Raw genomic sequence first — 26,559 nt, 5'->3', positions numbered from 1 at the left:
CCCTCACATGACGTTTCGCAAACTGCTGATCGCCAATCGCGGCGAGATCGCCATTCGCATTGCCCGCGCGGCCGCCTCGGTCGGCCTGCCTTGCGCCGCCGTCTATTCCGAAGACGACCGGGATGCCCTGCACCCGCTGCGCGCCGACGAAGCCGTACCCTTGCCCGGCACCGGCCCCCGTGCGTACCTCGATGGCGAAGCGATTCTCGCCGCCGCGCGCGCCGTGGGCGCCGACGCGCTCCACCCCGGCTACGGCTTTCTGAGCGAGCACGCCGCGTTCGCGCGCCGGTGCGCCGAAGCCGGCGTGCAGTTCATCGGCCCTGCCCCGCGCGTGCTCGACATGTTCGGCGACAAGGCCCGGGCTCGGGCGCTGGCACACGAAGTCGGCATCCCGATCGTCAATGGCACACGCGGCGCAACGTCGTTGCAGGAGGCGCAGGCGTTCTTCGCGGCGCTGCCGCCGTCGCACGGCATGATGATCAAGGCCGTGGCCGGCGGCGGCGGGCGCGGCATGCGCGCGGTGCACGATGCGGCTGCGATTGCGCAGGCCTATGCGCGCTGCGTGTCCGAGGCCCAGGCCGCATTCGGCAGCGGCGACGTCTACGTGGAAGCGCTGGTGCCGGCGCCGCGCCACATTGAAATCCAGATCGTTGCAGACGCACACGGCAATGTCGCGCACCTGGGCGAGCGCGAATGCAGCCTGCAGCGCCGTCACCAGAAGCTGGTCGAGATCGCACCCAGCCCCGCGCTGGACGACGCCCTGCGCGCGGGCATCGCCGACGCGGCCATTGCGCTCGCCAAAGCGGCCGGCTACTGCGGCATCGGCACATTCGAGTTTCTGGTGGAAGGCGCCGGCACACCGCACGCCGCGTTCTACTTCATGGAAGCCAACCCGCGCGTGCAGGTCGAACACACCGTCACGGAGATGGTGACGGGTGTCGACCTCGTGGCGACGCAATTGGCGCTCGCGCAAGGGGCGTCGCTGGCAGAGCTTGGGCTGGGCCAGCCGATCGCACCGCGCGGCCACGCTGTCCAGGTGCGCATCAATGCCGAAACGCTCGACGCTTCCGGCCAGCCGCATCCGTCCACCGGCACGCTTGCCGCGTTCGAGCCACCCAATGGCCCGGGTGTGCGCGTCGACACGTGCGGCTACGTCGGCTATCGGCCGAACCCGCGCTTCGATTCGCTGCTCGCCAAGCTGATCGTCCATACAGCGCGCGGCACGTATGCGCAGGCGCTGGCGCAGACGTACCGCGCACTGTGCGAATTCCGCATCGAAGGGTTGGCGACGAACAAGCGGCTGCTGCAGGATCTCCTGAGCGATGCAGACGTGCAGGCCAACGCGGTCCACACGCAGTTTCTCGACGCGCGCCTGACGGAGCTGCTGAACGCCAGCGACGGTGCGCACCGAGCGTTTCATCCGTCGTCGGATGCCGCGGCAGATCCGGATGGGCAGGCGCGCCACGTCCCCATCGATGATCTGCCGGACGATGCCGAACTGCTGACGGCGCCCATGGACGGTGCGCTGATCCAGATCCACGCGGAAGCCGGCGCAGCCGTCACGCGCGGCCAGGTGCTGGCCGTGATGGAGGCGATGAAGATGGAACACGTGGTGCTCGCGCCGGCATCCGGGCACGTGCTTCAGGTGTATGCACAACCCGGCGCCACCATGCGCGAAGGCCAGCCGCTGCTGGCGCTGCAGCTGGACGATGCCGACCAGCACGCCGAAGCGGCGGACGTTGAAGTCGACCTGGACCACATCCGCCCCGATCTGCAGGCCGTCATCGACCGCCATGCCTTCGGGCTCGACGAGAACCGGCCCGAGGCCGTCGCCCGCCGACGCAAGACGGGCCAGCGCACCGCGCGCGAGAACATCGCGCACCTGTGCGACGCCGATTCGTTCATCGAGTACGGCGCCCTGGCCATTGCCGCGCAACGGCAACGGCGCTCGCTGGACGACCTGATCCGCTCGACGCCGGCTGACGGCATCATCACCGGCATCGGCACCGTCAACGGCGCGCACTTTCCCGACCAGGACGCCCGCTGCATGGTGCTGGCCTACGACTACACCGTGCTGGCCGGCACGCAGGGCACCTTCAACCACAAGAAGACCGACCGCGCGCTGGACCTGGCGCAGCAGTGGAAGCTGCCCGTCGTGCTGTTTGCCGAAGGCGGCGGCGGCCGGCCCGGCGACACCGAGAAGCGCGGCATCAGCGGGCTGGACTGCCCGACCTTCATCCAGTTCGCGCGCCTGTCGGGGCTCGTGCCGACGGTGGGCATCGTGTCGGGGCGGTGCTTTGCCGGCAATGCGGCGCTGCTCGGTTGCGCCGACGTGATCATCGCCACGCGCGATGCCACCATCGGCATGGGCGGACCGGCCATGATCGAGGGCGGCGGCCTGGGCGTGTATGCCCCCGAGGAGGTCGGCCCCGTGAGCGTGCAGGCCCCCAACGGCGTGATCGACGTGCTCGTCGAGAACGAAGCGCAAGCCGTGGACGCGGCGCGCCAATACCTCAGCTACTTCCAGGGCCCGCTCGCCCACTGGAGCGCCAGCGACGCCCGACGCCTGCGCCACGTGATCCCGGAAAACCGCTTGCGCAGCTACGACATGCGCGCCGTCATCGATGCACTGGCCGACACCGGCTCCGTGCTGGAGCTGCGAAAGGCGTTTGGCGTGGGCATCATCACCGCGCTGATCCGCATCGAAGGCCGCGCATTCGGCTGCATTGCCAACAACCCCCGGCATCTCGGCGGCGCCATCGATTCGGCCGCCGCCGACAAGGCCTCACGCTTCATGCAGCTGTGCAACGCCTTTGACCTGCCGATCGTCTCGCTGTGCGACACGCCGGGCTTCATGGTGGGCCCTGAAGCGGAGAAGACGGCCACCGTGCGCCACGTCTGCCGGATGTTCGTCACGGCGGGCAGCCTGCGCGTGCCGCTCTTCACGGTGGTGCTGCGCAAGGGCTACGGCCTTGGGGCGATGGCGATGGCGGCGGGCGGCTTCCAGGCGCCGTTCTTCACGGCGTCGTGGCCGAGCGGCGAGTTTGGCGCCATGGGCATCGAGGGCGCCATCCGCCTCGGCTACCGGAAGGAGCTGGAAGCGGTGCAAGACCCGGCCGAGCGCGAGGCGCTGTTCCGCAAGATGGTTGACGAGGCCTACGAGCAAGGCCGCGCGCTCAACATTGCGAGCTATCTCGAGATCGACGCGGTGATCGACCCCGCCGACACGCGCCGCTGGCTGCTGCGCGGGCTGCGATCGGTGCCGCCTGCCCCGCCGCGGCATACGCGCGACCCTGCCTCGCGCCGCTTCATCGATACGTGGTAGGCCACAACGAACAATCAAGGAGACCCCATGGCTGCATCATTCCGCTTCGCCCGTCCGTCGTCAGCGCTGGCCTGTGCCGCGACGCTGCTTTGCGCACCGCAGGCGCACGCCGCCGATGCCGCGCCGATCAAGGTCGCGTTCATCGATCAGCTGAGTGGCCCGCTCTCCAACGTGGGCGAGCAGTTCCTGGCCAACATCAAGCTCGCCATCGACGACGCCAACGCGCAGCCGCAGGGCGTGCTCAGCGGTGCGCGCTACGAACTGTCGACGTACGACAACAAGCTCTCGGCGCAGGACAGCCTGTCGGCGTTGCAGAGCGCGATCGATGCCGGCGCGAAGATCGTCTTCACCGGGGGTTCGGGCTCGTCCGTGGTGGCGGCCATGGTCGATGCGGCCACGAAGCACAACGAGCGCAATCCCCACAAGCGGGTGCTCATCATCAACTACGCGTCGATCGACCCGGACCTGACGGGCGCGCACTGCAGCTTCTGGCACTTCGCCACCGAGGCGAACACGGCCATGAAGATGCGCGCGCTGGCCAACTTCGTGAAGACGCAGCCCGACATCCGCAAGGTCTACTCGCTCAATCAGGATTACGCGCATGGGCGGCTGTGGGCGTCGCTGGGCAAGCAGATGATCTCTGCGGCACGGCCCGACGTGCAGTTCACCGGCGAGACGCTGCACCCGATCGGCAAGGTGAAGGACTTCGCGCCCTATGTTTCGAAAGCCAAGGCCAGCGGCGCGGATACGCTGCTCACTGGCAACTGGGGGCAGGATCTGAACCTGCTCATCAAGGCCGCCGGTGACATGGGCTACGACGTGCGCTACCTGAACCACAGTGGCGCGGGCGCACCCGGCACAGTGCTGGCGGTATCACAGGCCAAGCTCGGCAAGGTGACGTGGGTGTCGGAATGGACGCCGGGCAGCGGCAACGCGCCGCTGATGCAGATGGACGCCCGTGCCCGGCAGACGGCCGCCGGCGAGCATTTCGCACCGCGGACCGTGCTCTCGGTCGAACTGCTGACCGATGCCATCCGCAAGGCCCATTCCACCGACCCGCTGAAGATCGCCCTTGCCCTGGAGGGCATGCAGAAGCAGAGCTTCCTCGGCGAAGTCACCATGCGCAAGGTCGACCACCAACTGCTGCTGCCGCAAGTCGTCTCGACGATCGCACCGGTGGACGGCAAGACCGTCAAGGTCGGCTATGACGGCACGCAATGGGGCCACAAGACCGAAAGCACCACCGCCGCCAAAGACCTCGACCTGCCGACCACGTGCAAGATGAAGCGGCCGGCAGGCGCGTGACGGTTCAGTCTGCGCGGTCGGTGCGCAGGGGGCCGTACTCGATCGGCACCCAGGCGAAGGCCTTGCCGTCCTTGCGCACGTGGCCCAGGCCCGGGAACGGCAGGTGCGCACCGGCCACCCACAGCTTGTTCTGCGCCGCGTCGGCAAACAGCTTGCGGCGCGAAGCCACGGCCTGCTTCTGGTCGACGTCGTATTCGAACGCGACCTCGGGGTGCTGGAACTGCACCGCGTGGCTGTGGACGATGTCGCCCCACACCAGCAGGCTGCGGCCCTTGGAACTCACCAGGTAGCCGCTATGCCCCGGCGTATGGCCGTTCGCCACCACCGAGCGCACGCCATCCACCACTTCGTCGCCGGGCTTGAACTGCTTCAGCCTGCCGGCGGCGGCGTACGGCGCCACGGCATCGCGTGCCATCTTGAAGAACGGCTGCATGTCTTTCGGCTTGGATGCCGCGATCGTCTCGCTGAGCCAGAAATCCGCTTCCGGCGCAGCCACATACACCTGCGCGTTGGGGAACGTCGGCTGGCCTTGCGGCGTCAGCAGGCCGCACGCGTGATCCGGGTGCAAATGGGTGAGCAGCACCGCATCGACCTGCTCGGGCTGGTAACCGGACGCGCGCACGTTGCCCGCCAGGCCGCCCATGGTCGGACCGAAGCAGGTACCCGAACCCGTATCGACGAGGATGCGCTTGCTGCCCGTGTCGATCAGGTAGCCGTTCACGGCAGTCTGCATGCCGGGTGTGCTCGATACGAACATGCGTGCCAGCAGGCTCTGCACCGACTGCGCGTTCATGCCCACCAGCGTTTTGGCAGGCAGGTCGACGTAGCCGTCGTACAGCGCGGTCACGACGTCATCCCCGAGCGCCATGCGGTAGTAGCCCGGCACCTGCGTGCGTTGCTGTGCAATGGCGGGTGCCGGTGTGGCGGCAGGCGTGGCGGTCTGTGCGTGGACGATGCCGACGGATGCGGCCATCGCAACGGCCGCTGCGGCGGAAGTGAGCAAACGCATGTCTTGGCTCCTGAAGATTGGCCGCTGCCCCGGTGCAGCGGCGCAAGCGCGATCATGCCACTTCCGAAGCACATGCGTTGTCGCTATTGGCGACAGGGGTATTGCCCTGAGAAGCACGCCCCAGAACAAGCCAGGCCCGACATGCCGGGCCCATTGCTTCATGCCGATTGACAGCGGCTGCGCATCCGCGGGCCAATCGGTGGCGTGCTTACTGCACCGTGAACTTCGGCGACGAATACACGGTGCCGCCGACCTTGCAGTCCGGATCCATCGGCGCGTTGGTGAACGTGAGCGACGATGCATCGTTGTTCCACGTCGTCACCACCTTGCTCGGGCCGCACTTGCCCGCCAGGAAGACATTGACTGCAGCGTTGTTGATGGTCAGCTGCGTGGTGCTGTCCGCCTGCCCGGTCCACGGCGTGAGGCCGGTGATCAGGCCGCACGTCCCGCCACCGGCAAAGGTGGTTGACGTGATGTTGACGATGCCCGACGGTGTGATGGTGCCGTTGAACGTCACCGTGCAGTTGGCGCTCAGGATGCCCTTGGACAACGTGGTTGCGCCGGTCACGGAGAACGGCTCGCCGTTCGGGTTCATCGGCTGGCCATCGACACGCGAAACGGTGACGGCCAGTGCGGGTGTGGCTGCTACGGTGGCAAGTGCGAGTGCAACTGCAAGAGATACGACTTTACGTGTGCTCATTTATTGCCTCACTGGAACTGACGGTGGAAACCGTCTTAAGAAAGCGGCGGGAACCCGTTCCCGTTGGACGCCCGCCGCGCCGATTTAGCCAGGTAGACAGCGGCACCCGGCTAAAACTTGTACGACACCCCCACGAACGTGATGATCGGATTGGCCTTCAGCGTGGTCTTCGTGGTGGCGAGCGTCGTGCCGTCCGCGGCCTTGATCACGGTGGCGGCTTCGGTCTTGAGCGGGATGTACGACACCGTTGCCGTCAGCGCCCAGCGCTCGTTGATGGCATAGCTCGCGCCCAGGTTGAAGATCGGCGACCACGACGACGAGGATTTCCCCTCCACGCTCGTCGGCCCCGGCTTGCCCGCACCCGCGGCGAGCACGCTGCCCAGCTCGCGATTGACGGCCGAAGCAAAGTTCGGATTCAGCTCGATGTTGGTGAAGAAGCTGTAGACCACGCCCGCGCCCACGAACGGCCGGAACTTCGATTGCGCATGCCCGAAGTAGTACTGCAGGATGACGCCGGGGCTCCACTGGCGCGCCTTGCGCACCGCCGGCTGGTTCGAAGGATCATCCAGGTCCACATGCCCGAGCGCGCCTGCCGGCCCGGGCGCGCGGATCACGCCATGCCCGGTCAGCTTGAATTCGGGCGGCACGCCGGCAATCGTGGTCAGCGCGATGTTGTCCGTAAAGAAGTGCGTGAGCGTCAGGCCGAGCGTGTCGGCGTTGTTGACCGTCAGGCCGCTGTTGGGCGACGTGAAGCTGCGCGGCAGGCGCAGCGGGTCGTTGATCGGCGCGTTGATCACCGTGGTCGTCAGGTTGTTGCTGGAGTCCTGCGGCATGATGTGGAACCACCCCAGCGTGGCCACGTTGTCGCCGGCCTGCTGCGCCATGGCGCCGCCCGTTGCACAAGCCGCCATCAATGCGACAGTCAGTCGTTTCATGTTCCTTCCTCCTGTTGTTCTGAGCGGGGCGTGGCGCTGCCTCGGTCATGCGCCACGCCCATGGCGTTTTCGGATGGAGCCGTCACTGCACGAAGGCACCCACGGTGAAGTACGGGTTCTTCGTATCGCTCATGTCCAGGAAGCCGAAGGTCTTGCCGGTGAAGATCAGCTTGCCCGTCGGCGCGGAGCCTGCGGGCGCGCTCGTCTGCGTGGTGCGGATCACGCCCGGCACGGTCTGCGTGAAGTCCAGGTTCAGCGGACGGGTGAGCGCGGCCTGCGAGGCGTTGAACGGGTCGAGCAGGGTGGCCTGCGTGCCGACCAGCGCCGTGGCGCGATAGTTGAACTGGCTGTCCACGCCCGTGTACTCGCCGTCTTGCGAGCCCTGCGCGACGTTCGCGGCCGGCGCCATGATCGAGATGCCGGATTCGTCGTCAGCCACGGGCGGGCCGGCCGTCAGATCAGAGTTGGCCGCGCCCACGCGAATGAAGATCGGGACGAGCTGGCCGTACAGCTTGCCCACGATCAGCACGCCCTTACCCGCCTTGCTCGGATCGAGCGACGACACCGTCGGCGGCACCTGCGGCTGGTAGTTCAGCGTGGTGAAGGCCGGCGCGTCGCTGCGCAAGGTGAACTTCTGGTTGACCGTCGCGGTGGAGGTCAGGCATGCACCGCCGTTCTTCACGCCGAGGTTGTCGCATTCGGTGTACGTGCCGTCTGCGTTGATGGTGAAGCGCGCATCGACCGCCTGCTGCGAGAAGCTCTGCGACGGCACCTGGTGATAGCCCAACTGGTTGTAGTTGCCCGCGATCTTGCTCAGATCGGTCTCGGTGTTCGAGAAGCTGATGAACGGGTAATACGGAAAGGTCGTCTGCGGAATCCTGCCCACGCCGACAATGCCGTCGAACTGGATCGTCGCGCCCGGAATCGTGCCGCCCAGCACCCCTTGCCCCAGGAAGAACCGCGCGGGCCGGCTCGGGTCGAGACTTGCGTTGTTCAGGCGGAACGCGCACTGGTTCAGCTTCTCGGTCGGCAGCGCCGTCTCCTGCGTGAGCGTGCCAGTCTGCACGTTGTTGGGCGGCGTATCGCGCGTGGGTGCCACGGTGCCGGTCTTGACCGGAATCGGCGAGGCCAGGTACGTGATCTGGTACGTCATCTTGGTGGTGTCGAGCTGCACCTTCACAAGTTCGCCCGAGCCCGAGCCCCCGGTGAAGACGGTGTTGTAGTCGATCGCTTGCGGACACAGGCGCTGGATCACGGGCGGCGGCGGGTCGTCTCCACCACCGCATCCCGTCAAGAGTGCCGCCGTCATCGGTGCGCACGCGAGCGCTGCCAGCCATTTACGCCATTGCATTTGCGTCTCCTCCATATCGTTGTTCAGACGCGGCAGCGCGCTGGCGCTGCCGCCTGCGGTTGCGTTGCTGCGCGTCCTACTGGACGAACGCGCCCACCGTGAAGAACGGGTTGTACTTGTTGTTGTTCATGAGCATTGCGTACACGTCGCCCACCTTCACCGCGACGCCCTTGTCGCCGGCCTTGAACAGCGCCACGTTGCCGCTTGCCCCTTGCGCGTTGAAGTCGTTCTGCGCGGTGACGATCAACTTGCCGGGCGAGGCCTGCGTGTAGTCGAGCCCGAACTGCGCCGTCACACGCGAGGTGAGCGGGTTGATGAAGGCGGCCGTGCCGTTCTGGAACAGCGTGGACGTGTAGTTCGCGGCGAGCGTGGAGACGGCCGTACCGTCGCTGCAGTTGCCGGCTTCCGGATGGAAGAAGCCATTGCTGTAGGTGCCGGGAAGCTCGGGGTGCGGGACCGTACCATTGATGCCGTTGAAACCGCCGATGTTGGTGGTCGGCCCATTCGAAGTCACGAGGCCGCATGCCGATGCGCTGGTCGCACCGATGTAGCCGCCGGCGAGCGCGTTCGTCGGGATGGGCGTCGCGGGTGTCAGGATCGAGATGCCGATCTGGTCATCGCCCACCGAGGCCAGCAGGTTCGCGGGGTCGCTGTACGAGTACCCCACGCGGATCACCACCGGCACCACCTGCCCGCCGAGCTTGCCGACGATCATGATGCCCTTGGCCTGGCTCGGCGCCAGCAGCATCAACGGCGAGACCTGCCCGACGTAGGCATAGGGGGTGTTCGGGCCGGTCGGATGGCTGACGAACACGTTGTCCGGCGAGCCGTCGTCGTTATGGCGCAGCGTCCACGGCGTACCGGTGGTGTGGCAGGAATAGTCCGACGCGTCTGGCGTGCAGGAGCCGTCAGCGTTGAGCGTTTGCGTCCAGTTCACGGCATCCGGTTCCCAGCCTTGCGGCGAAGATGTCTGGTTGCCCGAACCGGTCGGGGTGACATGCACGCCGAGCTCGTTGTAGCGGCCGGCGACTTGCGAGAAGTCCGTCACGGTCTCGGAGAAGCCGAGGAACGGATAAAAGTCGAACGTGCGCGACGGCACGACGCCGATGGGCACGCCCGGAAGTGGCCCATCAAACTGGATCGTCGCGCCCGGAATGCCCCCGCCCACGATCCCCTTGCCGACAAACAGCATCGGCGGATCCTGCGGGTTGACGGTGATCGCATAGCTGTTGTCGGTCGTCTTGCCCGACTGCAGCACGAACGCACAGCGGTTCTGTTCGGCCGTCGGCAGATTCGTCGGATGGACGAACGTACCGTTGATCGTCAGGCCCTTGCGCGTGTTGTTGATCTGTCCCGCGGAAGTCGGCACCGACGACTCGATGAACTGCATCTGGTACGTGTTCTTGCTCGTATCGAACCGGACCTTGATGTACTCGCCGCTGCCCGAACCACCGGTGTACGTGGTCGAATAGTCGAGCGACGCCGGGCACAGGCTGGCGGGGGTGCTGGGCGTGGTGGTCGCGCCGCTCGGAGGGCAGGAACTGCCCGAGCACTGCGCCACATCCGACGAACCGGGGTCATCCGCCCCGCCGCACCCGCCGATGAACGGCACGGCCGCCAGACAACTGGCTGCCATGACAATAAAAAGATGACGTGGACTTCCCATGGTGTCTCCTCGCGTTTTCGGAACTTGTTGTGCTGGCGCCGGCGGTATCCGGCCAATACTCCGTCTGCCGCGCATGGAAGCCGGCAGCGCACGCTTCGTCTTGTCCACAGGCCGGGCGGCAAACGACGGAAACGACAAGCGTGCTTGAACGCGTGCGACCCGCAATGCGCGGGTATCACGCAGATCGGCCAGGCGCCGATCTCAAAACAATGAAGGTGAGGCTGCTACCGCAGGCGAGCCGGATCGCCGCCGCGATGACGATGACGCGCGTGGGCACGCGCAGAAGCGGAATGTTGGAATGGCCCGTTTTGAATGCGTAACATCCTGTGTCTCCGAAGGTACGCTACTGGCTATTTACTTGTCGTTATGGCGGAAACTATGGTCCGCGCCGAGTATGAAGTAAATAGAGATTTCATTCAAAACACCGCCGACCATCCCCTGTACAAGCAGGCGCGGCGCGGGCTGCCGATTTTTCAAACGAGGGAATGAAACGGTTTCGTTTGAAGTGTTTTAAACCCATCCCCCATTGAGGGGACGTATTGGCGCGCCGGCATTATCGAATTCAGGAATCAGCCGATATTTCTTGGAAGGGAAGTGTTTTAGCAAAAGCCGGTCCCGGAAGGGCAAGGCGCTCTTGGCCGCACCAGACTGAAGGGGCCGGCACCCATGTCGGCCAGCAAGAGACTACGTCGAGGGAAGAAAAGATGGTGGGCCCCCCGGGAGTCGAACCCGGCACCAACGGATTATGAGTCCGCTGCTCTAACCAAGCATGAGCTAGAGGCCCAAGGTGTGCGGCGCCCGAACAGGCGCCCGGCAAAAAGAAACCCGGCGGGTTAGGCCGGGCCATGTATGCGATTTTACCCGAAAGTGGGCCGAAGCCCACCCCTGGATTCGACCTTAGCTGCCTTCCAGGAAGCTCTTCAGCTTGTCGGAACGGCTCGGATGGCGCAGCTTGCGCAGTGCCTTCGCCTCGATCTGCCGGATACGTTCGCGCGTCACGTCGAACTGCTTGCCGACCTCTTCCAGCGTGTGGTCGGTGCTCATCTCGATACCGAAGCGCATGCGCAGCACCTTGGCTTCGCGCGGCGTCAGCGAATCGAGCACGTCCTTCACCACACCGCGCATCGAACCATGCAGCGCCGCTTCGGCCGGGGCCAGCGTGTTCGTATCCTCGATGAAGTCGCCCAGATGGGAGTCGTCGTCGTCACCGATCGGCGTTTCCATGGAGATCGGCTCCTTGGCGATCTTCATGATCTTGCGGATCTTGTCTTCCGGCATCTCCATCTTCTCGGCCAGCGTTGCCGGATCCGGCTCCTGGCCGGTTTCCTGCAGGATCTGACGCGAGATGCGGTTCATCTTGTTGATCGTCTCGATCATGTGAACCGGAATACGGATGGTGCGCGCCTGATCCGCGATCGAGCGCGTGATGGCCTGGCGGATCCACCACGTCGCGTACGTCGAGAACTTGTAGCCACGGCGGTATTCGAACTTGTCCACCGCCTTCATCAGGCCGATGTTGCCTTCCTGGATCAGGTCGAGGAACTGCAGGCCGCGGTTGGTGTACTTCTTCGCGATCGAGATCACCAGACGCAGGTTGGCCTCGGTCATCTCGCGCTTGGCCTCGCGGGCGCGGCGCTCGCCTTCCGACATCTTGCGGTTGACGTCCTTCAGCTCGGCCAGCGGCAGAACGACGCGCGCCTGCAGGTCGATCAGCTTCTGCTGCAGCTCGTGCACGGCCGGCACGTTGCGCTCGACGATGGCGCTGTACGGTTTGCCGTCGGCCACGACGGACTGGATCCAGTCGAGGTTGGTCTCGTTGCCCGGGAAACGCGCGACGAAATCGGCGCGCGGCATGCCGCACTTGTCGACCACGATGTTCAGGATCGCGCGTTCGAGCTTGCGCACCTCGTCCACCTGGCCGCGCAGCGTGTCGCACAGGCGCTCGACGTTGCGCGCCGTGAAGCGGATCGTCATCAGTTCGTTCTGGATGGCTTCCTGCGCCTTCAGGTACGGCTTGGACTTGTAGCCTTCCTTCTCGAACGCGCGGCGCATCTTGTCGAACTGGTCGGCGATGATGCGGAACTTCTCGAGCGCAGCCTGCTTAAGCTCTTCGAGCTGACGCGCAGACGCGGCCGACGCGCCGGCGCCGTCATCGTCTTCGTCTTCTTCTTCGTCGCCTTCCTCTTCGGCTTCCTCGTCCTCGAAGTCTTCGTCTTCCTCGGCTTGCGCGGCGGCAGCGGCCTCGGCTTCGGCATTCGGGTCGATCAGGCCGTCGATGAACTCGTCGATCTTGGCTTCGTCATTGGCCACGCGCTCGCCCATGGCGAGGATTTCCGAAATGGTGACCGGGCAGGCCGAGATGGCCATGACCATGTCCTTCAGGCCGGCTTCGATGCGCTTGGCGATCTCGATTTCGCCTTCGCGCGTGAGCAGCTCGACCGTGCCCATTTCGCGCATGTACATGCGCACCGGGTCAGTCGTGCGACCGAATTCGGAGTCCACCGTCGACAGCGCGGCTTCGGCTTCTTCCTCCGCCTCTTCTTCCGTGGTCACGGAAGGCGCGTTGTCGTTCAGGAGCAGCGTTTCGGCGTCCGGCGCCTGCTCGTACACGGCCACGCCGATGTCGTTGAGCGTGGCAACCAGCGTCTCCATCGACTCCACGTCGACCATGTCGTCGGGGAGGTGGTCGTTGATTTCGGCGTAGGTCAGGTAGCCACGCGATTTGCCCAGCTTGATCAGCGCCTTGAGCTTCTGGCGGCGAGCCTCGAGCTCTTCTTCCGAACCGCCTTGCTGCGAGGCCGCGAATTCCTTGAGCAGGGCCTTTTCCTTGGCCTTGCGGTCACGGGCCTTCAGCTTCTCGGATTTCGGCGCCGGAGCGGCGGGGGTGTCAAATTCTTCAGTCACGTCCGTGCTGCTGTCGTCATCTGCCTGCGTCTCGGCCTTGGGCTTGCGACCGCGCTTCTTGGGCTCGGCTGCCGCCGCCGCGCGGGGCGCAGGGGGAGTTGGGGTGGGAGTGGCCGCTGCCTGGGCCGTGCGCTTGGTGTCCTCCGCTGCCGCCTTGGTCGGCTTGGCTGCGGTGCTGGTACGAGCGGTACCCGTCTTGGTTGCGCGCGCGCTGGCAGTGGTCTGCTTGCTCTCGACTTCGGTAACTTTCGATTTCGCCACGGTGGTTGTCTTGCCCTTGAGTGCGACGGAAGCGGCTTTGCCGCCAGGTCTGGCGCTCGTGCTCATCGACGTCGAGACCTTGCCTGAGGTTGAAGATTGGACTGCACCCTTTGTGCGTGGTGCCGTTTTGGCGGCGACGGCGATGTCGGCGGACTGGCGCGGCTGGGCTTTCCCCGTCTTTGCCGGCGCAGTGGCCTTGGTTCCCGCCTGCCCCACATGGGTCCGACCGTTCGCGACTTTCGCCGTTCCCGCTGTGGTCTTTCCGCCCCCGGCGCCGCGCGCCGATGAGACTCGCGTGGCAGAAACAGAAGCAGGACTGGCCTTGGAACCGGCCTTCGCGGAGGTCTTCACCTTCACCATGGGCACGCTCACTCCCCCGAAAATGGGAAAAAGGTCTTGCAATCCAAACCGGCTATTCTAGCACGTCAGACCCGGCCGGTCTAAACGAAAATCGGGTTTTCGCCTGAAAAATCAAGGGGCTACCCGCAATGGCCCGCCCCGTCTGGCCCCGGCGCTGCGGCGTCGGCGCTACACGAGCTGCCGGCGGCGGCTGATCTCGGCCACCAGCCAGCGCATGCGCTCCTTGTCGTCGTCGCTCGCATGGCCGGCTTCCATCTTGCGCTGCAGCATCTCCAACTCACGCTTGAGCGGCTCGGCGAGCATCTTCTGCACCGCAGTATCAAACTCCAAGATCGCGGGCTCGAGTTCGATGTCGTCCTGCAGCACGGCGGTACGCAGGCCGGCAAAGGCTTCGGCGTAAGGCGTCTGCCCCAGGCGCTCGACAAAGGCGCCGAAGTGCACGTCCGGGCCCGCGGCATCGCATTCGGCCAACAGTCCTGCCAGTACCTCACCTTGGGGCAGTTCGGGCGCTGTCAACTGGGCGCGCGCATCGGCATCGAGCCGGCCGGCCAGGGCCGGATACCGCATCAGCAACCGCAGCACCTTCTGCTCCAGCGCGGTCGGTGCCGTACGCGCCACACGCGGGCGCTTCTGCGTCATGCGGCCTGCCTGGGCGGGGTCGCTGCGCAGGCCGCACAGCGCTTCGATGTCGGCGGGCGTGGTGCCGGTCAGTTCGGCCAGGCCGCGCACGATCTGCAGGCGCAGGCCGCCGGCCGGCATCGCAGCGAGCAGCGGCTTGGCTTCGTACTGCGCGCGGGCACGGCCCTCGGGCTGGCGCAGGTCGAGATCTTCCGTCACGGCCTGCAGCAGGAAGCGCGACAGCGGCATAGCGTTGTGGACTTCCCGGGCGAACGCCTCGGTGCCCTCTTCGCGCACGAACGTGTCCGGATCGTGCTCGGGCGGCAGGAACAGGAACTTGATCGTCTTGTTGTCGGTGGCGTGCGGCAGGCAGGCTTCCAGCGCGCGGCGCGCGGCCCGGCGCCCGGCGCTGTCCCCGTCGAACGAGAAGATCACGGTATCGACCTGCCGCAGCAGCTTCTGCACGTGGATGGGCGTGCAGGCCGTACCGAGCGTGGCGACGGCGTTGGCAAACCCGAGCTGCGCCAGCGCGACGACATCCATGTAGCCTTCCACGACCAGCACGTAGTCGAACTCGCGGATGGCGTTGCGCGCCTCGAACAGGCCGTACAGCTCGGTGCCCTTGCTGAACAGCGGCGTCTCGGGGGAGTTGAGGTATTTGGGCTCGCCCTGCCCCAGCACCCGGCCGCCAAAGCCGATCACCACGCCCTTGGTATTGCGGATGGGGAACATGATGCGATCGCGGAAGCGGTCGTAGCGGCGGTGCGTGCCGTCGGCGCCGGTCTTCTCGCTTTCGATGACCAGGCCCGCTTCGATCAGCGGCGCGGCAACGGCGTCGTCCCGGTACGGGCCGAACACGGCTTCGAGCGATTGCCAGTCGTCGGGCGCATATCCGAGGCCGAAGTGCGCGGCGATCTCGCCCGTCAGGCCGCGGCCCTTGAGATACTGGATGGCGTTGGGTGCGCTGCGCAGCTGCTTGCGGTAGTGGTCGCAGGCACGGGCCATGATGTCGCCCAGGGCGACCGTCTTGGCCTGCTGCTCGGCGCGGGCGGCCGGTGGCAGGCCGCCGCGCTCCTCGGGCACCACCATGCCGACGGACTGCGCGAGGTCCTTGATGGCCTCGACATACGACAGGCCCGAAAACTCCATCAGGAAGCCGATGGCCGAGCCGTGCGCGCCGCATCCGAAGCAGTGATAGAACTGCTTGGTGGGCGACACCGAGAACGACGGCGACTTCTCGTTATGAAACGGGCACAGCCCCATGAAGTTGGCGCCGCCCTTCTTCAGCTGCACGTAACGGCCCACCACGTCGACGATGTCGACGCGGTTGAGCAGGTCGTCAATGAACGGCTGCGGGATCACGCGCGGTGCGCCCCTGTGGGGAACGTTGGTCGGGCAGGATCAGGCGCCGGCAAGCACCGCCTTCACGCGGGCGGAGACTTGCGTCATGTCGGCGCGGCCGGCGAGGGCCGGCTTGAGGATGCCCATCACCTTGCCCATGTCCTGCGGACCGGCGGCACCGGCCCGGGCTACGGCCTCGCGCACCGCGGCATCGACTTCCGCTTCGGACAGCTGCGCCGGCATGTAGACCTGCAGCACGGCGACTTCCGCGGCTTCCTTTGCGACGAGGTCGTCGCGGCCGGCCTGCTCGAACGCGGCGATGGAGTCCTTGCGCTGCTTGATCATCTTGTCCACCACGGCCAGCACGGCGGCGTCATCGAGCTCGATGCGCTCATCGACCTCGCGCTGCTTGATGGCGGCCTGCAGCAGGCGGATCGTGCCCAGACGATCCATTTCCTTGGCGCGCATGGCGGCCTTCATGTCTTCCGTGATCTGTGCCTTGAGGGACATTCCGAACTCCGATAAACGGCAAAACCCGCTTGAGCGGCTGGCCCAGCGGGTTGCAAACGTAGAAAAGTGGATCGCTGATCGTAGCACAGAACCAGGACGGTTCCCGGCCCCGTCCGCGGCGTCAAGCGGCAGACACGGCCTCCCCCGCCGCCACGGCAGAGGCCCACGCCCACTGGAAGTTGTAGCCCCCGAGCCACCCCGTCACGTCGACGACCTCACCGATGAAGTAAAGGCCGGGTGCGCCCTGCGCCTCCATGGTCGTGGAGGACAGCGCACGCGTATCCACGCCGCCGCGCGTGACCTCGGCCTTGCGGTAGCCCTCGCTGCCCGACGGCGTCAGCTCCCATCGATTGAGGGCCGCACCAAGCGCACGCAGCAGTTTGTCGGGTAGCTCGGCAATCGGCGCATGCGGGTTGGCGCCATGCGTGGCGCACCAGGCCTGCGCCACGCGTTCCGGCAGTCGTTGCGCCAGCACCGTCCCGAGCTGCTTGCGCGAGCCCGACTTCTCGTCGCACAGCCACTGCGCGGCGTCCGTGTCGGGCAGCAGATCGATGGCCAGCGGCTGGCCTGCATTCCAGAAGCTCGAAATCTGGAGAATGGCCGGGCCGGACAGGCCGCGGTGCGTGAGCAGCAGGTCTTCGCGAAACGTGGTGGCGCCGCCCTTGCGGCCCTTGCCCGCCTGCTGCGCGACGGTCACATCCACTTCCATCGACACCCCGGACAGCGCCGAGAACGGCGCCCAGTGCTCGGCGTTGAACGTGAGCGGGACCAGCGCCGGATGCGTCTCGACGATCTTCAGCCCGAACTGGCGCGCAACGCGATAGCCAAAATCCGTCGCGCCGATCTTGGGAATGGACAGCCCGCCCGTGGCGATCACCAGCTTGCGCGCGACGATCTCCCCCGCGCTGGTTGAAAGCCGATACGCATCGCCCGCCTTGCCGACCTCAGCAATGGAGCAGCCGGTGCGCCAGAGGACGCCGCCCTTCTCGCACTCGGCTTCGAGCATGCGGATGATGTCTTCGGCGCTGTCGTCGCAGAAAAGCTGGCCCTTGTGCTTCTCGTGATACGGGATGCGGTAGCTGGAAACGAGGCGGATGAAATCCTGCGCCGTGTACCGCGCCAGCGCGGAGCGGCAGAAATGCGGGTTGTTCGACAGGTAATTGGCCGGCCCCGCGTTGACGTTGGTGAAGTTGCACCGGCCGCCGCCCGAGATGCGGATCTTCTCGGCGAGCCGGGTCGCGTGGTCGATCAGCACCACGCGCGCGCCCCGCTGCCCGGCCACGGCCGCGCACATCATCCCGGCCGCGCCCGCGCCGATCACCGCCACATCGCACCGCATCATGATCGCCGCGCCGCCTCTGTCTATGCCTGAAAACCGCGCATTTTAGCTTGTGCTATCTTCGGCGCCTCCCTACGGATTTCTTCCTTCACACGCCATGCTGGTCCTCGGCATCGAATCTTCCTGTGACGAAACCGGCGTCGCCCTGTACGACACGGCCGCCGGGCTGCGCGCGCACGCGCTGTATTCGCAGATCGCGATGCACCGCGAATACGGCGGCGTGGTGCCGGAACTGGCCTCGCGCGACCACATCCGTCGTGTGATCCCGCTACTGGAGGAAGTGCTGGGCAAGGCAGGCGCCACGCCCGCCGACATCGATGCGATTGCCTACACGAAGGGCCCAGGGCTGGCGGGCGCGCTGCTTGTCGGCGCCTCGGTGGCGAACGCCCTGGCGTTTGCGCTGGGCAAACCGGTGGTGGGCGTGCATCACCTCGAGGGCCATCTGCTCTCGCCGCTGCTGGAGGCCGACCGGCCCGAGTTTCCGTTCCTGGCGCTGCTCGTTTCGGGCGGGCACACGCAGTTGATGCGCGTCGACGGCGTCGGCCAGTACACGCTGCTTGGCGAAACGCTCGACGACGCGGCCGGCGAGGCGTTCGACAAGACCGCCAAGCTGCTCGGCCTCGGCTACCCCGGCGGCCCGGCGGTGTCGCGCCTGGCCGAATTCGGCAACCCAGGGGTGTTCGACCTGCCCCGGCCGATGTTGCACTCGGGCAATTTCGATTTCTCGTTCGCGGGACTGAAGACGGCGGTGCTCACGCAAGTGCGCAAGCTGAACCTGACCGACAGCGAAACCTGCTACCAGCCGCGCGCCGACCTTGCCCGCGCGTTTGTCGATGCGATCGTTGAAGTACTCGTCAGCAAGACGCTGCGGGCGGCGCGCGAGCATGGCCTCAAGCGCATCGTCGTGGCTGGCGGCGTGGGCGCCAACCGCCAGTTACGCGAGGGGCTCAACGCTGAAGGCAAGAAGCGCGGCCTGCGTGTGTACTACCCCGACCTGCAGTTCTGTACCGACAACGGCGCGATGATCGCGTTTGCCGGCGCGATGCGGCTGCAGGCAGACCCTGCGCAGGTGCAGGACGGCTACGGCTTCGGCGTCACGCCCCGATGGGACCTCGAAGACATCCGCATCCACCCCGCATGAAAAAAGCCGCTCGGATGAGCGGCTGTTTCTTGCAGCGCGGCGCGTCGATCACTTGTCCGTGCGCTTGTCGCGCTCGATCAGCGCATAGGCGCTGTGGTTGTGAATCGATTCGAAGTTCTCGGCTTCCAGCGTGTAGGCGACGATGCGGTCGTCCTGGTTCAGGCGCATGGCGATATCGCGCACCAGGTCTTCCACGAACTTCGGGTTTTCGTACGCACGCTCGGTCACGAACTTCTCGTCCGGGCGCTTGAGCAGGCCCCACAGTTCGCACGAGGCTTCTTCTTCAGCCATGCGGATCAGCGCTTCGACGGGCGTGTCGGCCGCCAGTTCGGCGTCGATCGTGATGTGCGAACGCTGGTTGTGCGCGCCGTACTGCGAGATCTTCTTCGAGCACGGGCACAGGCTCGTGACCGGCACCAGCGCCTTGACGCGGACCGTGGTATGGCCGTTGCGCACTTCGCCGATCATCGTCACCTCATAGTCCATCAGCGACTGCACGCCCGACACCGGGGCCGTCTTGCTGACGAAATACGGGAAGTGGACTTCGATACGGCCGGCGTCGGCCTCGAGCTTCTCCAGCATCTTTTCCAGCAGCAACTGGAACTGGGCCAGGTTCAGCGGCTCGCGCTCTTCTTCGAGCAGCGCGACGAAACGCGACATGTGCGTGCCCTTCTGGTCGGCCGGCAGGTGCACGTCCAGGTTGAACGTGCCCACGGTGTTCTGCACGCCCGACGGCGTCTGCAGCGACATCGGGTAACGCACCCCGCGCACGCCAACGCGCTGGATCGGAATCTGGCGGGTATCGTGGCTGGACTGCACGTCCGGCATGGCGAAGGCCGGGTTCATATCGTTCATGATCGGTTTCCTTTACGGTCGCCCGGCCATCGCAGTCGACCGGAACGCAACGAGTGTGAAACCGCGGAACCTGGCTGATCGAGACCACCCCTCAAGTGATCGTCTCAACCCATCCCGCGACTGCGCACACAATTCACAAAATGGACTGGCGGAGTGTAAGGGAAATTTCCCACCTCTGCAGTCAACTACTCAAACCCGCAGAAGCAATACGGGTGATTGATTCTGCCTATGCATGATGTGTTGCTCAGGCAACACGCGCGGCCGTGGCTCGCGGCTGTACGGCAAAACGCTCGCGGATGGAGGCGAGGATGCCGTTGGCGTCGAGCCCACATTGCGCGAGCAGCGCCGCATGGTCGCCGTGATCGACGAAGCGGTCAGGCAATCCAAGCTGGAGCACCGGCGTGGCGACACCGGCCGCGGCCAGCGCTTCGACGCAGGCGCTGCCGGCGCCGCCCATCACGCAGCCTTCCTCCACCGTCACCACGTAATCGTGCGTGCGTGCCATGTCCAGCACGCAAGCGGCGTCCAGCGGTTTGACGAAGCGCATGTTCACCACGGTCGCATCGAGGCGCTCGGCAGCGGCGGTGGCGGGAGCCACCATCGAGCCAAACGCCAGGATTGCCACGCGCTGGCCCGCAGGCGCCGCGGATGCACGGCGGACCTCCGCCTTGCCAAGCGGCAGCGGCTCCAACGTGGGCTCCACCGCAACGCCCGGGCCGGCGCCGCGCGGATAGCGCACCGCCGTCGGGCAATCCTGCGCGAATGCCGTGTTCAACAGCCGGCGGCATTCGTTCTCGTCGGCCGGCGTCATCACCATCATGTTCGGGATGCAACGCAGATACGCAATGTCGTACGCGCCGGCGTGCGTAGCCCCGTCCGCGCCGACCAGGCCGGCGCGGTCCAGCGCAAACACCACCGGCAGGTTCTGCAGCGCCACGTCGTGGATCAGCTGGTCATACCCGCGCTGCAGGAACGTCGAATAGATCGCGACGACGGGCTTCAGACCCTCGCAGGCCAGGCCGCCAGCGAACGTGACGGCGTGCTGCTCGGCGATGCCGACGTCGTAATAGCGGTCGGGAAAGCGCTGTTCGAACTCGACCATGCCCGAGCCCTCGCGCATGGCGGGCGTGATGCCGATCAGGCGCTTGTCGGCTGCGGCCATGTCGCACAGCCATTGCCCGAACACCTGCGTGTACGTCACCTTGGCCGGGCGTGCGGACGGTTTGATGCCTTCCTGCGGATTGAACTTGCCGGGGCCGTGATACAGGATCGGGTCCGCCTCGGCCAGCTTGTAGCCCTGGCCCTTCTTGGTGACCACGTGGAGGAACTGCGGACCACCGCCTTCCAGCGCGCGTTGGCGGATGTTCTGCAGCGTCGGCACGAGCGATTCGAGGTCGTGTCCATCGATCGGGCCGATGTAATTGAAGCCGAACTCTTCGAACATCGTGGCCGGCACGAGCATGCCCTTGGCGTGCTCCTCGAAGCGTTTGGCGAATTCGAGCACCGGCGGCGCCACCGACAGCAGCTTCTCCACCCCCTTCTTGGTCGCCGCGTAGAACTGGCCGCTCATCAGCCGCGCCAGGTAGCGGTTGAGCGCCCCCACCGGCGGCGAGATCGACATGTCGTTGTCGTTGAGCACCACCACCAGCGGCAGGTCTTTGTAGACGCCCGCGTTGTTCATGGCCTCGAAGGCCATGCCGGCGCTCATCGCACCGTCACCGATGACGGCAATGGCGACACGCTGTTCACCGTTGGTCTTTGCGCCCAGCGCCATGCCCAGCGCGGCGGAAATCGACGTGGACGAGTGCGCCGTGCCGAACGTGTCGTACGGGCTTTCGCTGCGGCGCGGGAAGCCGGAGATGCCGTCCAGCTGGCGCAGCGTGCTCATCTGGTCACGGCGCCCGGTGAGGATCTTGTGCGGATAGCTCTGGTGGCCGACGTCCCACACGATGCGGTCTTCCGGCGTGTTGAAGACGTAGTGCAGCGCGATGGTCAGCTCCACCGTGCCGAGGTTGGACGACAGATGGCCGCCCGTCTGGGAGACGGAATCGAGCACGAAGGCGCGCAGCTCATCCGCCAGGGGCCCGAGCTGGCGACGGTCCAGGCGGCGCAGGTCGGCCGGGTCGTCGATGGTGTTCAGAAGTTCGTACGTCATGTGGGACCGCCGCTTTGGCGTTTTGGCAAAGACTTCTAACGTCTATGCGATGTTGTTCAGTGGCCACGCCGCACGATCAGGTCGGCCATCTCGGCCAACCGTACGGTGCGCGCCTCGCCGGCTTCGCGGGCCAGCCGCGCGACCGCCGCGACGGCCGCGGCATGCAGCTCGTCCGCCAGCGCACGGGCCTGATCGAGCCCCAGGATGGACACATAGGTCGGTTTGTCATTGGCCTCGTCCTTGCCAGCCGTCTTGCCGAGCGTCGCCGTGTCGGCCGTCACGTCGAGGATGTCGTCGACGACCTGGAACGCCAGCCCAACGGCAGCCGCGTAGGCATCCACCTGCTGCAGTGCCCCGGCCTGCACACCCGCACAGAGCGCCCCCATACGCAGGCTCGCCCGCAGCAGCGCGCCGGTCTTCATGCGATGCATCGCTTCCAGGGCGTCTTGCGACAGCGCCACGCCAACACTTTGCAGGTCGATTGCCTGCCCGCCCGCCATGCCGACCGACCCCGAAGCGCGCGCCAACTCACTGACCAACGCGGCCCGCATGGCCGGGGCGACCGGGTCCAGCTCGGCCAGCACGGCGAAGGCCTGCGTCTGCAAGGCGTCGCCCACCAGCAGGGCCGTCGCTTCATCATAGGCGCGATGCACGGTCGGGCGGCCGCGGCGCAGGTCATCGTCGTCCATGCATGGCATGTCGTCGTGGACCAGCGAGTAGGCGTGGATCATTTCCACTGCGCAACTCACGCCATCGAGCGCCTCGGGCGATGCGTCACCCAGCGCACCGGCGGCATGTGCCAGGAGCGGCCGCACGCGCTTGCCGCCGCCCAGGGCGGCATACCGCATGGCGGCATGCAGGCGCTGCGGCGATACGGTTTCGGCGGGCAGGGCGCGGTCGAGCGCCTCTTCGGTCCGCGCCACCACCGACGCCATCCATTGCGAGAAGTCGGTCATGCGCCGGCCTGCTCGTTCGGGCTGCCGTCGTCGGCCAGCGGCTTCAGGGCGTCGCCATCGAGCACGCGCACCTGCTGCTCCACGCGCTCCAGCACCTGCTGGCAATACCGGACCAGCTCGGCCCCGCGGCGATACGCCGCAAGCGAGGCCTCCAGCGGCAGTTCACCGGATTCCATGCTGGCGACCAGGGTTTCGAGCTCGGCCATGGCCGCTTCATAAGATGCCGGGGCTGCGGCGGGAGTGGCGGACGCGTCGCCGGCAGCGGCGGAGGCGTCGTTAGAGGCACGGGGCATGCCGGTTGCGAATGAGAGAAGGACAATCCGGCATTTTACGGCAAATCGGCGTGCGTTCTGCGCATATGGCGCAGGGCGGCGGCTTCTGGGCGGTTGGAAGCGGCGGCGACGGCGGCGGACACCGGCAGGACCGGCCGGCAGCCGAAAGGCGACGAAAAATCAGGGACTTATCGATTTCCCTGGGGTACAATCCCCCCCTTTCCTCCAAAGGCCGGGCCGGCATACACCGCCCCGTACCGGTGGTTCGGGTCTGTTGGCCCATCAAGCGTATGGTCGTTGGCCCAAGCGGGGGCCGGCAGCGCTCGTTTTTTCATTTCAACAGACCTTGAGCCGCCCGCCGATGGCGTCCTTTCCCAAATCGATCTTTTCGATGGTTGGGTTGTTCACTGCTTTCACCGTTATTGGGAGTGGGGATAATGTCCAATCTCAGCACCGCACTGAACCTGGTGCCGTCTGAAACCCAGTTGCCCGTCTCTGCATACTTTGACGAGGCGCTGTATCAAACTGAAATCGAACGTCTGTTCAAGCAGGGCCCGGGCTATGTCGGCCACGAGCTGATGGTTCCGGAGGTGGGTGACTACCACACGCTCGCCGCCGAATCCGAAGGCCGCGTGCTGGTCCGCAACCCGAACGGCGTCGAACTGCTCTCCAACGTGTGCCGGCATCGGCAGGCCATCATGCTCAATGGGCGCGGCAATGCCCAGAACATCGTGTGTCCGCTGCACCGCTGGACGTACGATCTCAAGGGCGAGCTTCTGGGCGCGCCGCATTTCGCGCAGCAGCCGTGCGTGCACCTGTCGCGCTCGCCGCTGCAGAACTGGAACGGCCTGCTGTTCGAGGGCAAACGCGATGTCCGCAATGACTTGGCCCGCCTGGGCGTGGCGCGCGATCTCGACTTCTCCGGCTACATGCTCGACCACGTCGAGGTGCACGACTGCAACTACAACTGGAAGACCTTCATCGAGGTGTACCTCGAGGACTACCACGTCGTGCCCTTCCACCCCGGTCTGGGCCAGTTCGTCTCGTGTGACGACCTGCAATGGGAATTCGGCGAGTGGCACAGCGTGCAGACCGTCGGCATCCACGCCAATTTGCGCAAGCCAGGCACACCGGCGTACCAGAAGTGGCACGACGCCGTGCTGCGCTTCAACAACGGTGAGATGCCCAAGTACGGCGCGATCTGGCTCACGTACTACCCGAACGTGATGGTCGAGTGGTATCCGAACGTGCTGGTGGTCTCGACCCTGCATCCGATGGGCCCGGCCAAGACCCGCAACGTGGTCGAGTTCTACTACCCGGAAGAGATCGTCCTGTTCGAGCGCGAGTTCGTGGAGGCCGAACGGGCCGCCTACATGGAAACCTGCATCGAAGACGACGAGATCGCCGAACGCATGGACGCCGGCCGCCTGGCGCTGCTCAAGCGCGGCACGAGCGAAGTCGGCCCGTATCAGTCCCCCATGGAAGACGGCATGCAGCACTTTCACGAATGGTATCGCCGCGTCATGGATTACTGACCATAGGCATCCGCCGCCTTCCGCGTCACAATACGAACGGTGCAGCCCTTGTGGCCTGCGCCGTTTTTTTTGCCCTTCGCCCATGCCCGCCGATACTGCAGTCGAAGCCGCCCAGACGGCCACCAGTTCCTCCCGCCAGTCGTTGTGGATGATCCTTGCGGCTTTCGCGTTTTCTGCGATGGGCGTATGCGTCAAGCTCGCCTCGGCGCACTACAGCACCGGCGAAATCGTCTTCTACCGCAGCGTGATCGGCATGGCGCTGATGGGCGCCGTGCTGTACCGCACGGGCGCTGGCATCCGTACGCCGTATCTCACGTCGCACATCAAGCGCAGCGTGTTCGGCGTGACGTCGCTGCTGCTGTGGTTCACCTCCATCAGCCTGCTGCCGCTGGCGACGGCCATGACGCTGAACTACATGTCGCCGGTGTGGATTGCGCTGATCATCGGCGCGGGCGCCACGCTGGCCGGCAAGCCGGGCGGCGCCGATCGCAAGATGGTGACAGCGATCCTGATGTCGTTCATCGGGGTGATCTGCCTGCTGCAGCCCAGTGTCGGGCCGTCGCAGATGACCGGTGGCATGGTCGGGCTGGTGTCCGGCGTATTTACCGCCCTCGCCTATGTGGAGGTCCGCCAACTGGGCGACCTGGGCGAGAACGAGGCGCGCATCGTCTTCTACTTCTCGCTGGTGAGCGCGGTGGCGGGCGGCGTGTGGATGCTGATTGGCGGCGCACAGCCGCATACGTGGGCAAGCGCGGGACTGCTGCTGGCCGTTGGCCTGCTCGCCACGCTAGGCCAGACTGCCATGACGCGCGCCTACAAGCGCGGCAATACGCTGCTGACGGCCAACCTCCAGTACACCGGCATCGTGTTTGCGAGCGGTTGGGGTATGTTGTTGTGGCACGACCACCTGAACGCGTTGTCGTGGGCGGGCATGGCGCTCATCATCGGGAGCGGCATCGTGACCACGATCATGCGGGCCCGCCAGTCGGGCAGCGAGCATCCGACGCCACAGACCGCCGTGTCCGGCCCGGAAGCCGAGATTCACCCAGAAGTTTGATCGAACCCCGGAGATTGCCGCCATGAGCGAACGCGCTCACTACGCCACCCTCATCACCGCGCCGCAACTGGCCGCGCTGCAGCAAAGCGCGCCGCAGAGCGTTGTCGTCATCGATTGCAGCTTCGACCTGGCCGACCCGGCCGCCGGACGCGAGGCGTATCACGCCAAGCACATCCGTGGCGCGTTCTACTTGCACCTCGACAACGAGCTGTCCGGCCCCAAGACGGGCACCAACGGCCGGCATCCGCTGCCCGATGCCGACGCGCTCGTCGCCCGGCTGCAGGCGCTGGGCGTGAACGACGATTCGCAAGTCGTCGCCTATGACCGCCAGGGCAGCATGTATGCCGCCCGGCTGTGGTGGCTGCTGCGCTGGGTCGGCCACGCCGACGTGGCCGTGCTCGACGGCGGCCTGCAGGCGTGGGAGGCCGGGCACTATCCCGTCGAAAACGTCGTGCCTGAAGAGCCGCAGCTGGTGGCTGCCCCGGGCAACCTGACGCGCAAGCCGTCGCTTGCGCCGCTGGTGACGGTGGATATCGTCCAGAAGTATCTCGGGCAGCCTGGCAAGCCCATCATCGATGCCCGCGCGCCGGACCGCTACCGCGGCGAGAACGAGACGCTCGATCCGGTCGGCGGACACATCCCCGGCGCTCGCAACCGGTTCTTCCGCGACAACCTGCGTGCCGACGGCACATTCAAACCGGCCGAACAATTACGCGCCGAGTTTGCCGGCGTGCTGGCCGGCGCCAAGCCCGAAGACGCCATGCTGCAATGCGGCTCCGGCGTGACGGCATGCCACAACGCGCTGGCGATGGAAATTGCCGGCCTCCAGGGCGCGGCGCTGTACGCGGGCTCATGGAGCGAGTGGTGCGCCGATCCATCGCGCCCGGTCGCCACGGGACCGAACCCCTGACGCCCCAAGGCGCCTGGATGCCACCGGAAAAATGCCCGGCATGGACCGGGCTTT

Annotated in this window: 20 protein-coding genes and 1 tRNA gene; 7 read left to right on the top strand and 14 right to left on the bottom strand. The window is 66.1% G+C overall.

Annotation, left to right across the window (positions count from 1 at the left end; all coding sequences use genetic code 11):
- Positions 1-7 precede the first annotated feature (7 nt).
- Both A6M56_RS22320 and A6M56_RS22315 read left to right on the top strand, forming a co-directional pair.
- The gene (locus tag A6M56_RS22320; protein WP_102079976.1) at positions 8-3,325 is read left to right on the top strand and encodes an acetyl-CoA carboxylase family protein; all 3,318 of its coding nucleotides are present in this window, start codon (positions 8-10) and stop codon (positions 3,323-3,325) included.
- 27 nt (positions 3,326-3,352) lie between these two features.
- Complete coding sequence (locus tag A6M56_RS22315; RefSeq protein ID WP_286758445.1) at positions 3,353-4,630, top strand: branched-chain amino acid ABC transporter substrate-binding protein; 1,278 nt, start codon at positions 3,353-3,355, stop codon at positions 4,628-4,630.
- A 4-nt stretch (positions 4,631-4,634) separates the two neighbouring features.
- Here A6M56_RS22315 and A6M56_RS22310 read toward each other — a convergent pair whose 3' ends face one another.
- The 7 genes from A6M56_RS22310 to rpoD all read right to left on the bottom strand — a co-directional run bounded on the left by A6M56_RS22310 (position 4,635) and on the right by rpoD (position 13,522).
- Positions 4,635-5,639, bottom strand: a complete 1,005-nt coding sequence (locus tag A6M56_RS22310) for an MBL fold metallo-hydrolase (RefSeq protein WP_102079978.1) — start codon at positions 5,637-5,639, stop codon at positions 4,635-4,637.
- Positions 5,640-5,847: 208 nt separating this feature from the next.
- Complete coding sequence (locus tag A6M56_RS22305) at positions 5,848-6,339, bottom strand: PraA/PraB family alkane oxidation protein activator (RefSeq protein WP_158656349.1); 492 nt, start codon at positions 6,337-6,339, stop codon at positions 5,848-5,850.
- A 110-nt stretch (positions 6,340-6,449) separates the two neighbouring features.
- A complete protein-coding gene (locus A6M56_RS22300) occupies positions 6,450-7,274 on the bottom strand; it encodes an OmpW/AlkL family protein (protein WP_045787332.1) in 825 nt (274 codons plus the stop codon).
- A gap of 82 nt (positions 7,275-7,356) precedes the next feature.
- The gene (locus A6M56_RS22295) at positions 7,357-8,625 is read right to left on the bottom strand and encodes a DUF2957 domain-containing protein (RefSeq protein WP_102079980.1); all 1,269 of its coding nucleotides are present in this window, start codon (positions 8,623-8,625) and stop codon (positions 7,357-7,359) included.
- 76 nt (positions 8,626-8,701) lie between these two features.
- The gene (locus A6M56_RS22290) at positions 8,702-10,291 is read right to left on the bottom strand and encodes a DUF2957 domain-containing protein (protein ID WP_102079981.1); all 1,590 of its coding nucleotides are present in this window, start codon (positions 10,289-10,291) and stop codon (positions 8,702-8,704) included.
- Positions 10,292-10,996: 705 nt separating this feature from the next.
- A tRNA-Ile gene (locus A6M56_RS22285) sits at positions 10,997-11,075 on the bottom strand.
- A gap of 113 nt (positions 11,076-11,188) precedes the next feature.
- Complete coding sequence (gene rpoD, locus A6M56_RS22280; RefSeq protein ID WP_233902589.1) at positions 11,189-13,522, bottom strand: RNA polymerase sigma factor RpoD; 2,334 nt, start codon at positions 13,520-13,522, stop codon at positions 11,189-11,191.
- Here rpoD and A6M56_RS22275 point away from each other — a divergent pair.
- Positions 13,515-13,877 (top strand): hypothetical protein, encoded by a 363-nt coding sequence (locus A6M56_RS22275; RefSeq protein WP_233902588.1) that lies wholly within the window; start codon positions 13,515-13,517, stop codon positions 13,875-13,877. The genes rpoD and A6M56_RS22275 overlap by 8 nt on opposite strands.
- 107 nt (positions 13,878-13,984) lie before the next feature.
- On the opposite strand, the gene dnaG is transcribed toward A6M56_RS22275, so the two are convergent.
- The 3 genes from dnaG to A6M56_RS22260 form a co-directional block, all read right to left on the bottom strand.
- On the bottom strand, positions 13,985-15,796 hold the full coding sequence (gene dnaG, locus A6M56_RS22270) for a DNA primase (protein WP_102079982.1): 1,812 nt from the start codon (positions 15,794-15,796) through the stop codon (positions 13,985-13,987).
- A gap of 39 nt (positions 15,797-15,835) precedes the next feature.
- Positions 15,836-16,285, bottom strand: coding sequence for a GatB/YqeY domain-containing protein (locus A6M56_RS22265; RefSeq protein WP_045787337.1), 450 nt, complete (start codon positions 16,283-16,285; stop codon positions 15,836-15,838).
- A 121-nt stretch (positions 16,286-16,406) separates the two neighbouring features.
- Positions 16,407-17,627, bottom strand: coding sequence for a BaiN/RdsA family NAD(P)/FAD-dependent oxidoreductase (locus A6M56_RS22260; protein ID WP_102079983.1), 1,221 nt, complete (start codon positions 17,625-17,627; stop codon positions 16,407-16,409).
- A 94-nt stretch (positions 17,628-17,721) separates the two neighbouring features.
- On the opposite strand from A6M56_RS22260, the gene tsaD reads away from it, so the two are divergent.
- Positions 17,722-18,765 carry a tRNA (adenosine(37)-N6)-threonylcarbamoyltransferase complex transferase subunit TsaD gene (tsaD, locus tag A6M56_RS22255; RefSeq protein WP_102079984.1) on the top strand — a complete coding sequence of 348 codons (1,044 nt, stop codon included), beginning with the start codon at positions 17,722-17,724 and terminating at the stop codon, positions 18,763-18,765.
- Positions 18,766-18,813: 48 nt separating this feature from the next.
- On the opposite strand, the gene folE2 is transcribed toward tsaD, so the two are convergent.
- The 4 genes from folE2 to A6M56_RS22235 all read right to left on the bottom strand — a co-directional run bounded on the left by folE2 (position 18,814) and on the right by A6M56_RS22235 (position 23,024).
- Positions 18,814-19,620: a GTP cyclohydrolase FolE2 gene (folE2, locus tag A6M56_RS22250; protein WP_045787340.1), complete on the bottom strand. Its 807-nt coding sequence runs from the start codon at positions 19,618-19,620 to the stop codon at positions 18,814-18,816.
- A 244-nt stretch (positions 19,621-19,864) separates the two neighbouring features.
- A complete protein-coding gene (gene dxs, locus A6M56_RS22245) occupies positions 19,865-21,775 on the bottom strand; it encodes a 1-deoxy-D-xylulose-5-phosphate synthase (RefSeq protein WP_102079985.1) in 1,911 nt (636 codons plus the stop codon).
- A gap of 56 nt (positions 21,776-21,831) precedes the next feature.
- Positions 21,832-22,731, bottom strand: a complete 900-nt coding sequence (locus tag A6M56_RS22240) for a polyprenyl synthetase family protein (protein WP_102079986.1) — start codon at positions 22,729-22,731, stop codon at positions 21,832-21,834.
- Positions 22,728-23,024, bottom strand: coding sequence for an exodeoxyribonuclease VII small subunit (locus tag A6M56_RS22235; RefSeq protein ID WP_045787343.1), 297 nt, complete (start codon positions 23,022-23,024; stop codon positions 22,728-22,730). The genes A6M56_RS22240 and A6M56_RS22235 overlap by 4 nt, the downstream gene beginning before the upstream one ends.
- 416 nt (positions 23,025-23,440) lie before the next feature.
- On the opposite strand from A6M56_RS22235, the gene A6M56_RS22230 reads away from it, so the two are divergent.
- The 3 genes from A6M56_RS22230 to A6M56_RS22220 all read left to right on the top strand — a co-directional run bounded on the left by A6M56_RS22230 (position 23,441) and on the right by A6M56_RS22220 (position 26,505).
- Positions 23,441-24,538, top strand: coding sequence for an aromatic ring-hydroxylating oxygenase subunit alpha (locus A6M56_RS22230; RefSeq protein ID WP_045787344.1), 1,098 nt, complete (start codon positions 23,441-23,443; stop codon positions 24,536-24,538).
- An 82-nt stretch (positions 24,539-24,620) separates the two neighbouring features.
- The gene (locus tag A6M56_RS22225) at positions 24,621-25,595 is read left to right on the top strand and encodes a DMT family transporter (protein ID WP_045787345.1); all 975 of its coding nucleotides are present in this window, start codon (positions 24,621-24,623) and stop codon (positions 25,593-25,595) included.
- Positions 25,596-25,617: 22 nt separating this feature from the next.
- Complete coding sequence (locus tag A6M56_RS22220) at positions 25,618-26,505, top strand: sulfurtransferase (protein WP_045787346.1); 888 nt, start codon at positions 25,618-25,620, stop codon at positions 26,503-26,505.
- Positions 26,506-26,559 lie beyond the last annotated feature (54 nt).

The organism is Ralstonia sp. RL, from assembly GCF_001683835.1.
Classification (GTDB): domain Bacteria; phylum Pseudomonadota; class Gammaproteobacteria; order Burkholderiales; family Burkholderiaceae; genus Ralstonia; species Ralstonia mannitolilytica.
Note: the sequence above shows the minus strand (reverse complement) of the source record. Positions and strands in the feature narration are given on the sequence as shown.

Excerpts from the sequence above, each read along its gene's own strand:
- rpoD (WP_233902589.1), bottom strand. The coding sequence starts at position 13,522 with ATGAGCACGAGCGCCAGACCTGGCGGCAAAGCCGCTTCCGTCGCACTC.
- A6M56_RS22265 (WP_045787337.1), bottom strand. The coding sequence starts at position 16,285 with ATGTCCCTCAAGGCACAGATCACGGAAGACATGAAGGCCGCCATGCGC.
- A6M56_RS22305 (WP_158656349.1), bottom strand. The coding sequence starts at position 6,339 with ATGAGCACACGTAAAGTCGTATCTCTTGCAGTTGCACTCGCACTTGCC.
- A6M56_RS22310 (WP_102079978.1), bottom strand. The coding sequence starts at position 5,639 with ATGCGTTTGCTCACTTCCGCCGCAGCGGCCGTTGCGATGGCCGCATCC.
- A6M56_RS22260 (WP_102079983.1), bottom strand. The coding sequence starts at position 17,627 with ATGATGCGGTGCGATGTGGCGGTGATCGGCGCGGGCGCGGCCGGGATG.
- A6M56_RS22300 (WP_045787332.1), bottom strand. The coding sequence starts at position 7,274 with ATGAAACGACTGACTGTCGCATTGATGGCGGCTTGTGCAACGGGCGGC.
- tsaD (WP_102079984.1), top strand. The coding sequence starts at position 17,722 with ATGCTGGTCCTCGGCATCGAATCTTCCTGTGACGAAACCGGCGTCGCC.
- folE2 (WP_045787340.1), bottom strand. The coding sequence starts at position 19,620 with ATGAACGATATGAACCCGGCCTTCGCCATGCCGGACGTGCAGTCCAGC.
- A6M56_RS22235 (WP_045787343.1), bottom strand. The coding sequence starts at position 23,024 with ATGCCCCGTGCCTCTAACGACGCCTCCGCCGCTGCCGGCGACGCGTCC.
- A6M56_RS22240 (WP_102079986.1), bottom strand. The coding sequence starts at position 22,731 with ATGACCGACTTCTCGCAATGGATGGCGTCGGTGGTGGCGCGGACCGAA.
- A6M56_RS22295 (WP_102079980.1), bottom strand. The coding sequence starts at position 8,625 with ATGCAATGGCGTAAATGGCTGGCAGCGCTCGCGTGCGCACCGATGACG.
- A6M56_RS22225 (WP_045787345.1), top strand. The coding sequence starts at position 24,621 with ATGCCCGCCGATACTGCAGTCGAAGCCGCCCAGACGGCCACCAGTTCC.
- A6M56_RS22320 (WP_102079976.1), top strand. The coding sequence starts at position 8 with ATGACGTTTCGCAAACTGCTGATCGCCAATCGCGGCGAGATCGCCATT.
- A6M56_RS22220 (WP_045787346.1), top strand. The coding sequence starts at position 25,618 with ATGAGCGAACGCGCTCACTACGCCACCCTCATCACCGCGCCGCAACTG.
- dxs (WP_102079985.1), bottom strand. The coding sequence starts at position 21,775 with ATGACGTACGAACTTCTGAACACCATCGACGACCCGGCCGACCTGCGC.
- A6M56_RS22315 (WP_286758445.1), top strand. The coding sequence starts at position 3,353 with ATGGCTGCATCATTCCGCTTCGCCCGTCCGTCGTCAGCGCTGGCCTGT.
- A6M56_RS22290 (WP_102079981.1), bottom strand. The coding sequence starts at position 10,291 with ATGGGAAGTCCACGTCATCTTTTTATTGTCATGGCAGCCAGTTGTCTG.
- A6M56_RS22230 (WP_045787344.1), top strand. The coding sequence starts at position 23,441 with ATGTCCAATCTCAGCACCGCACTGAACCTGGTGCCGTCTGAAACCCAG.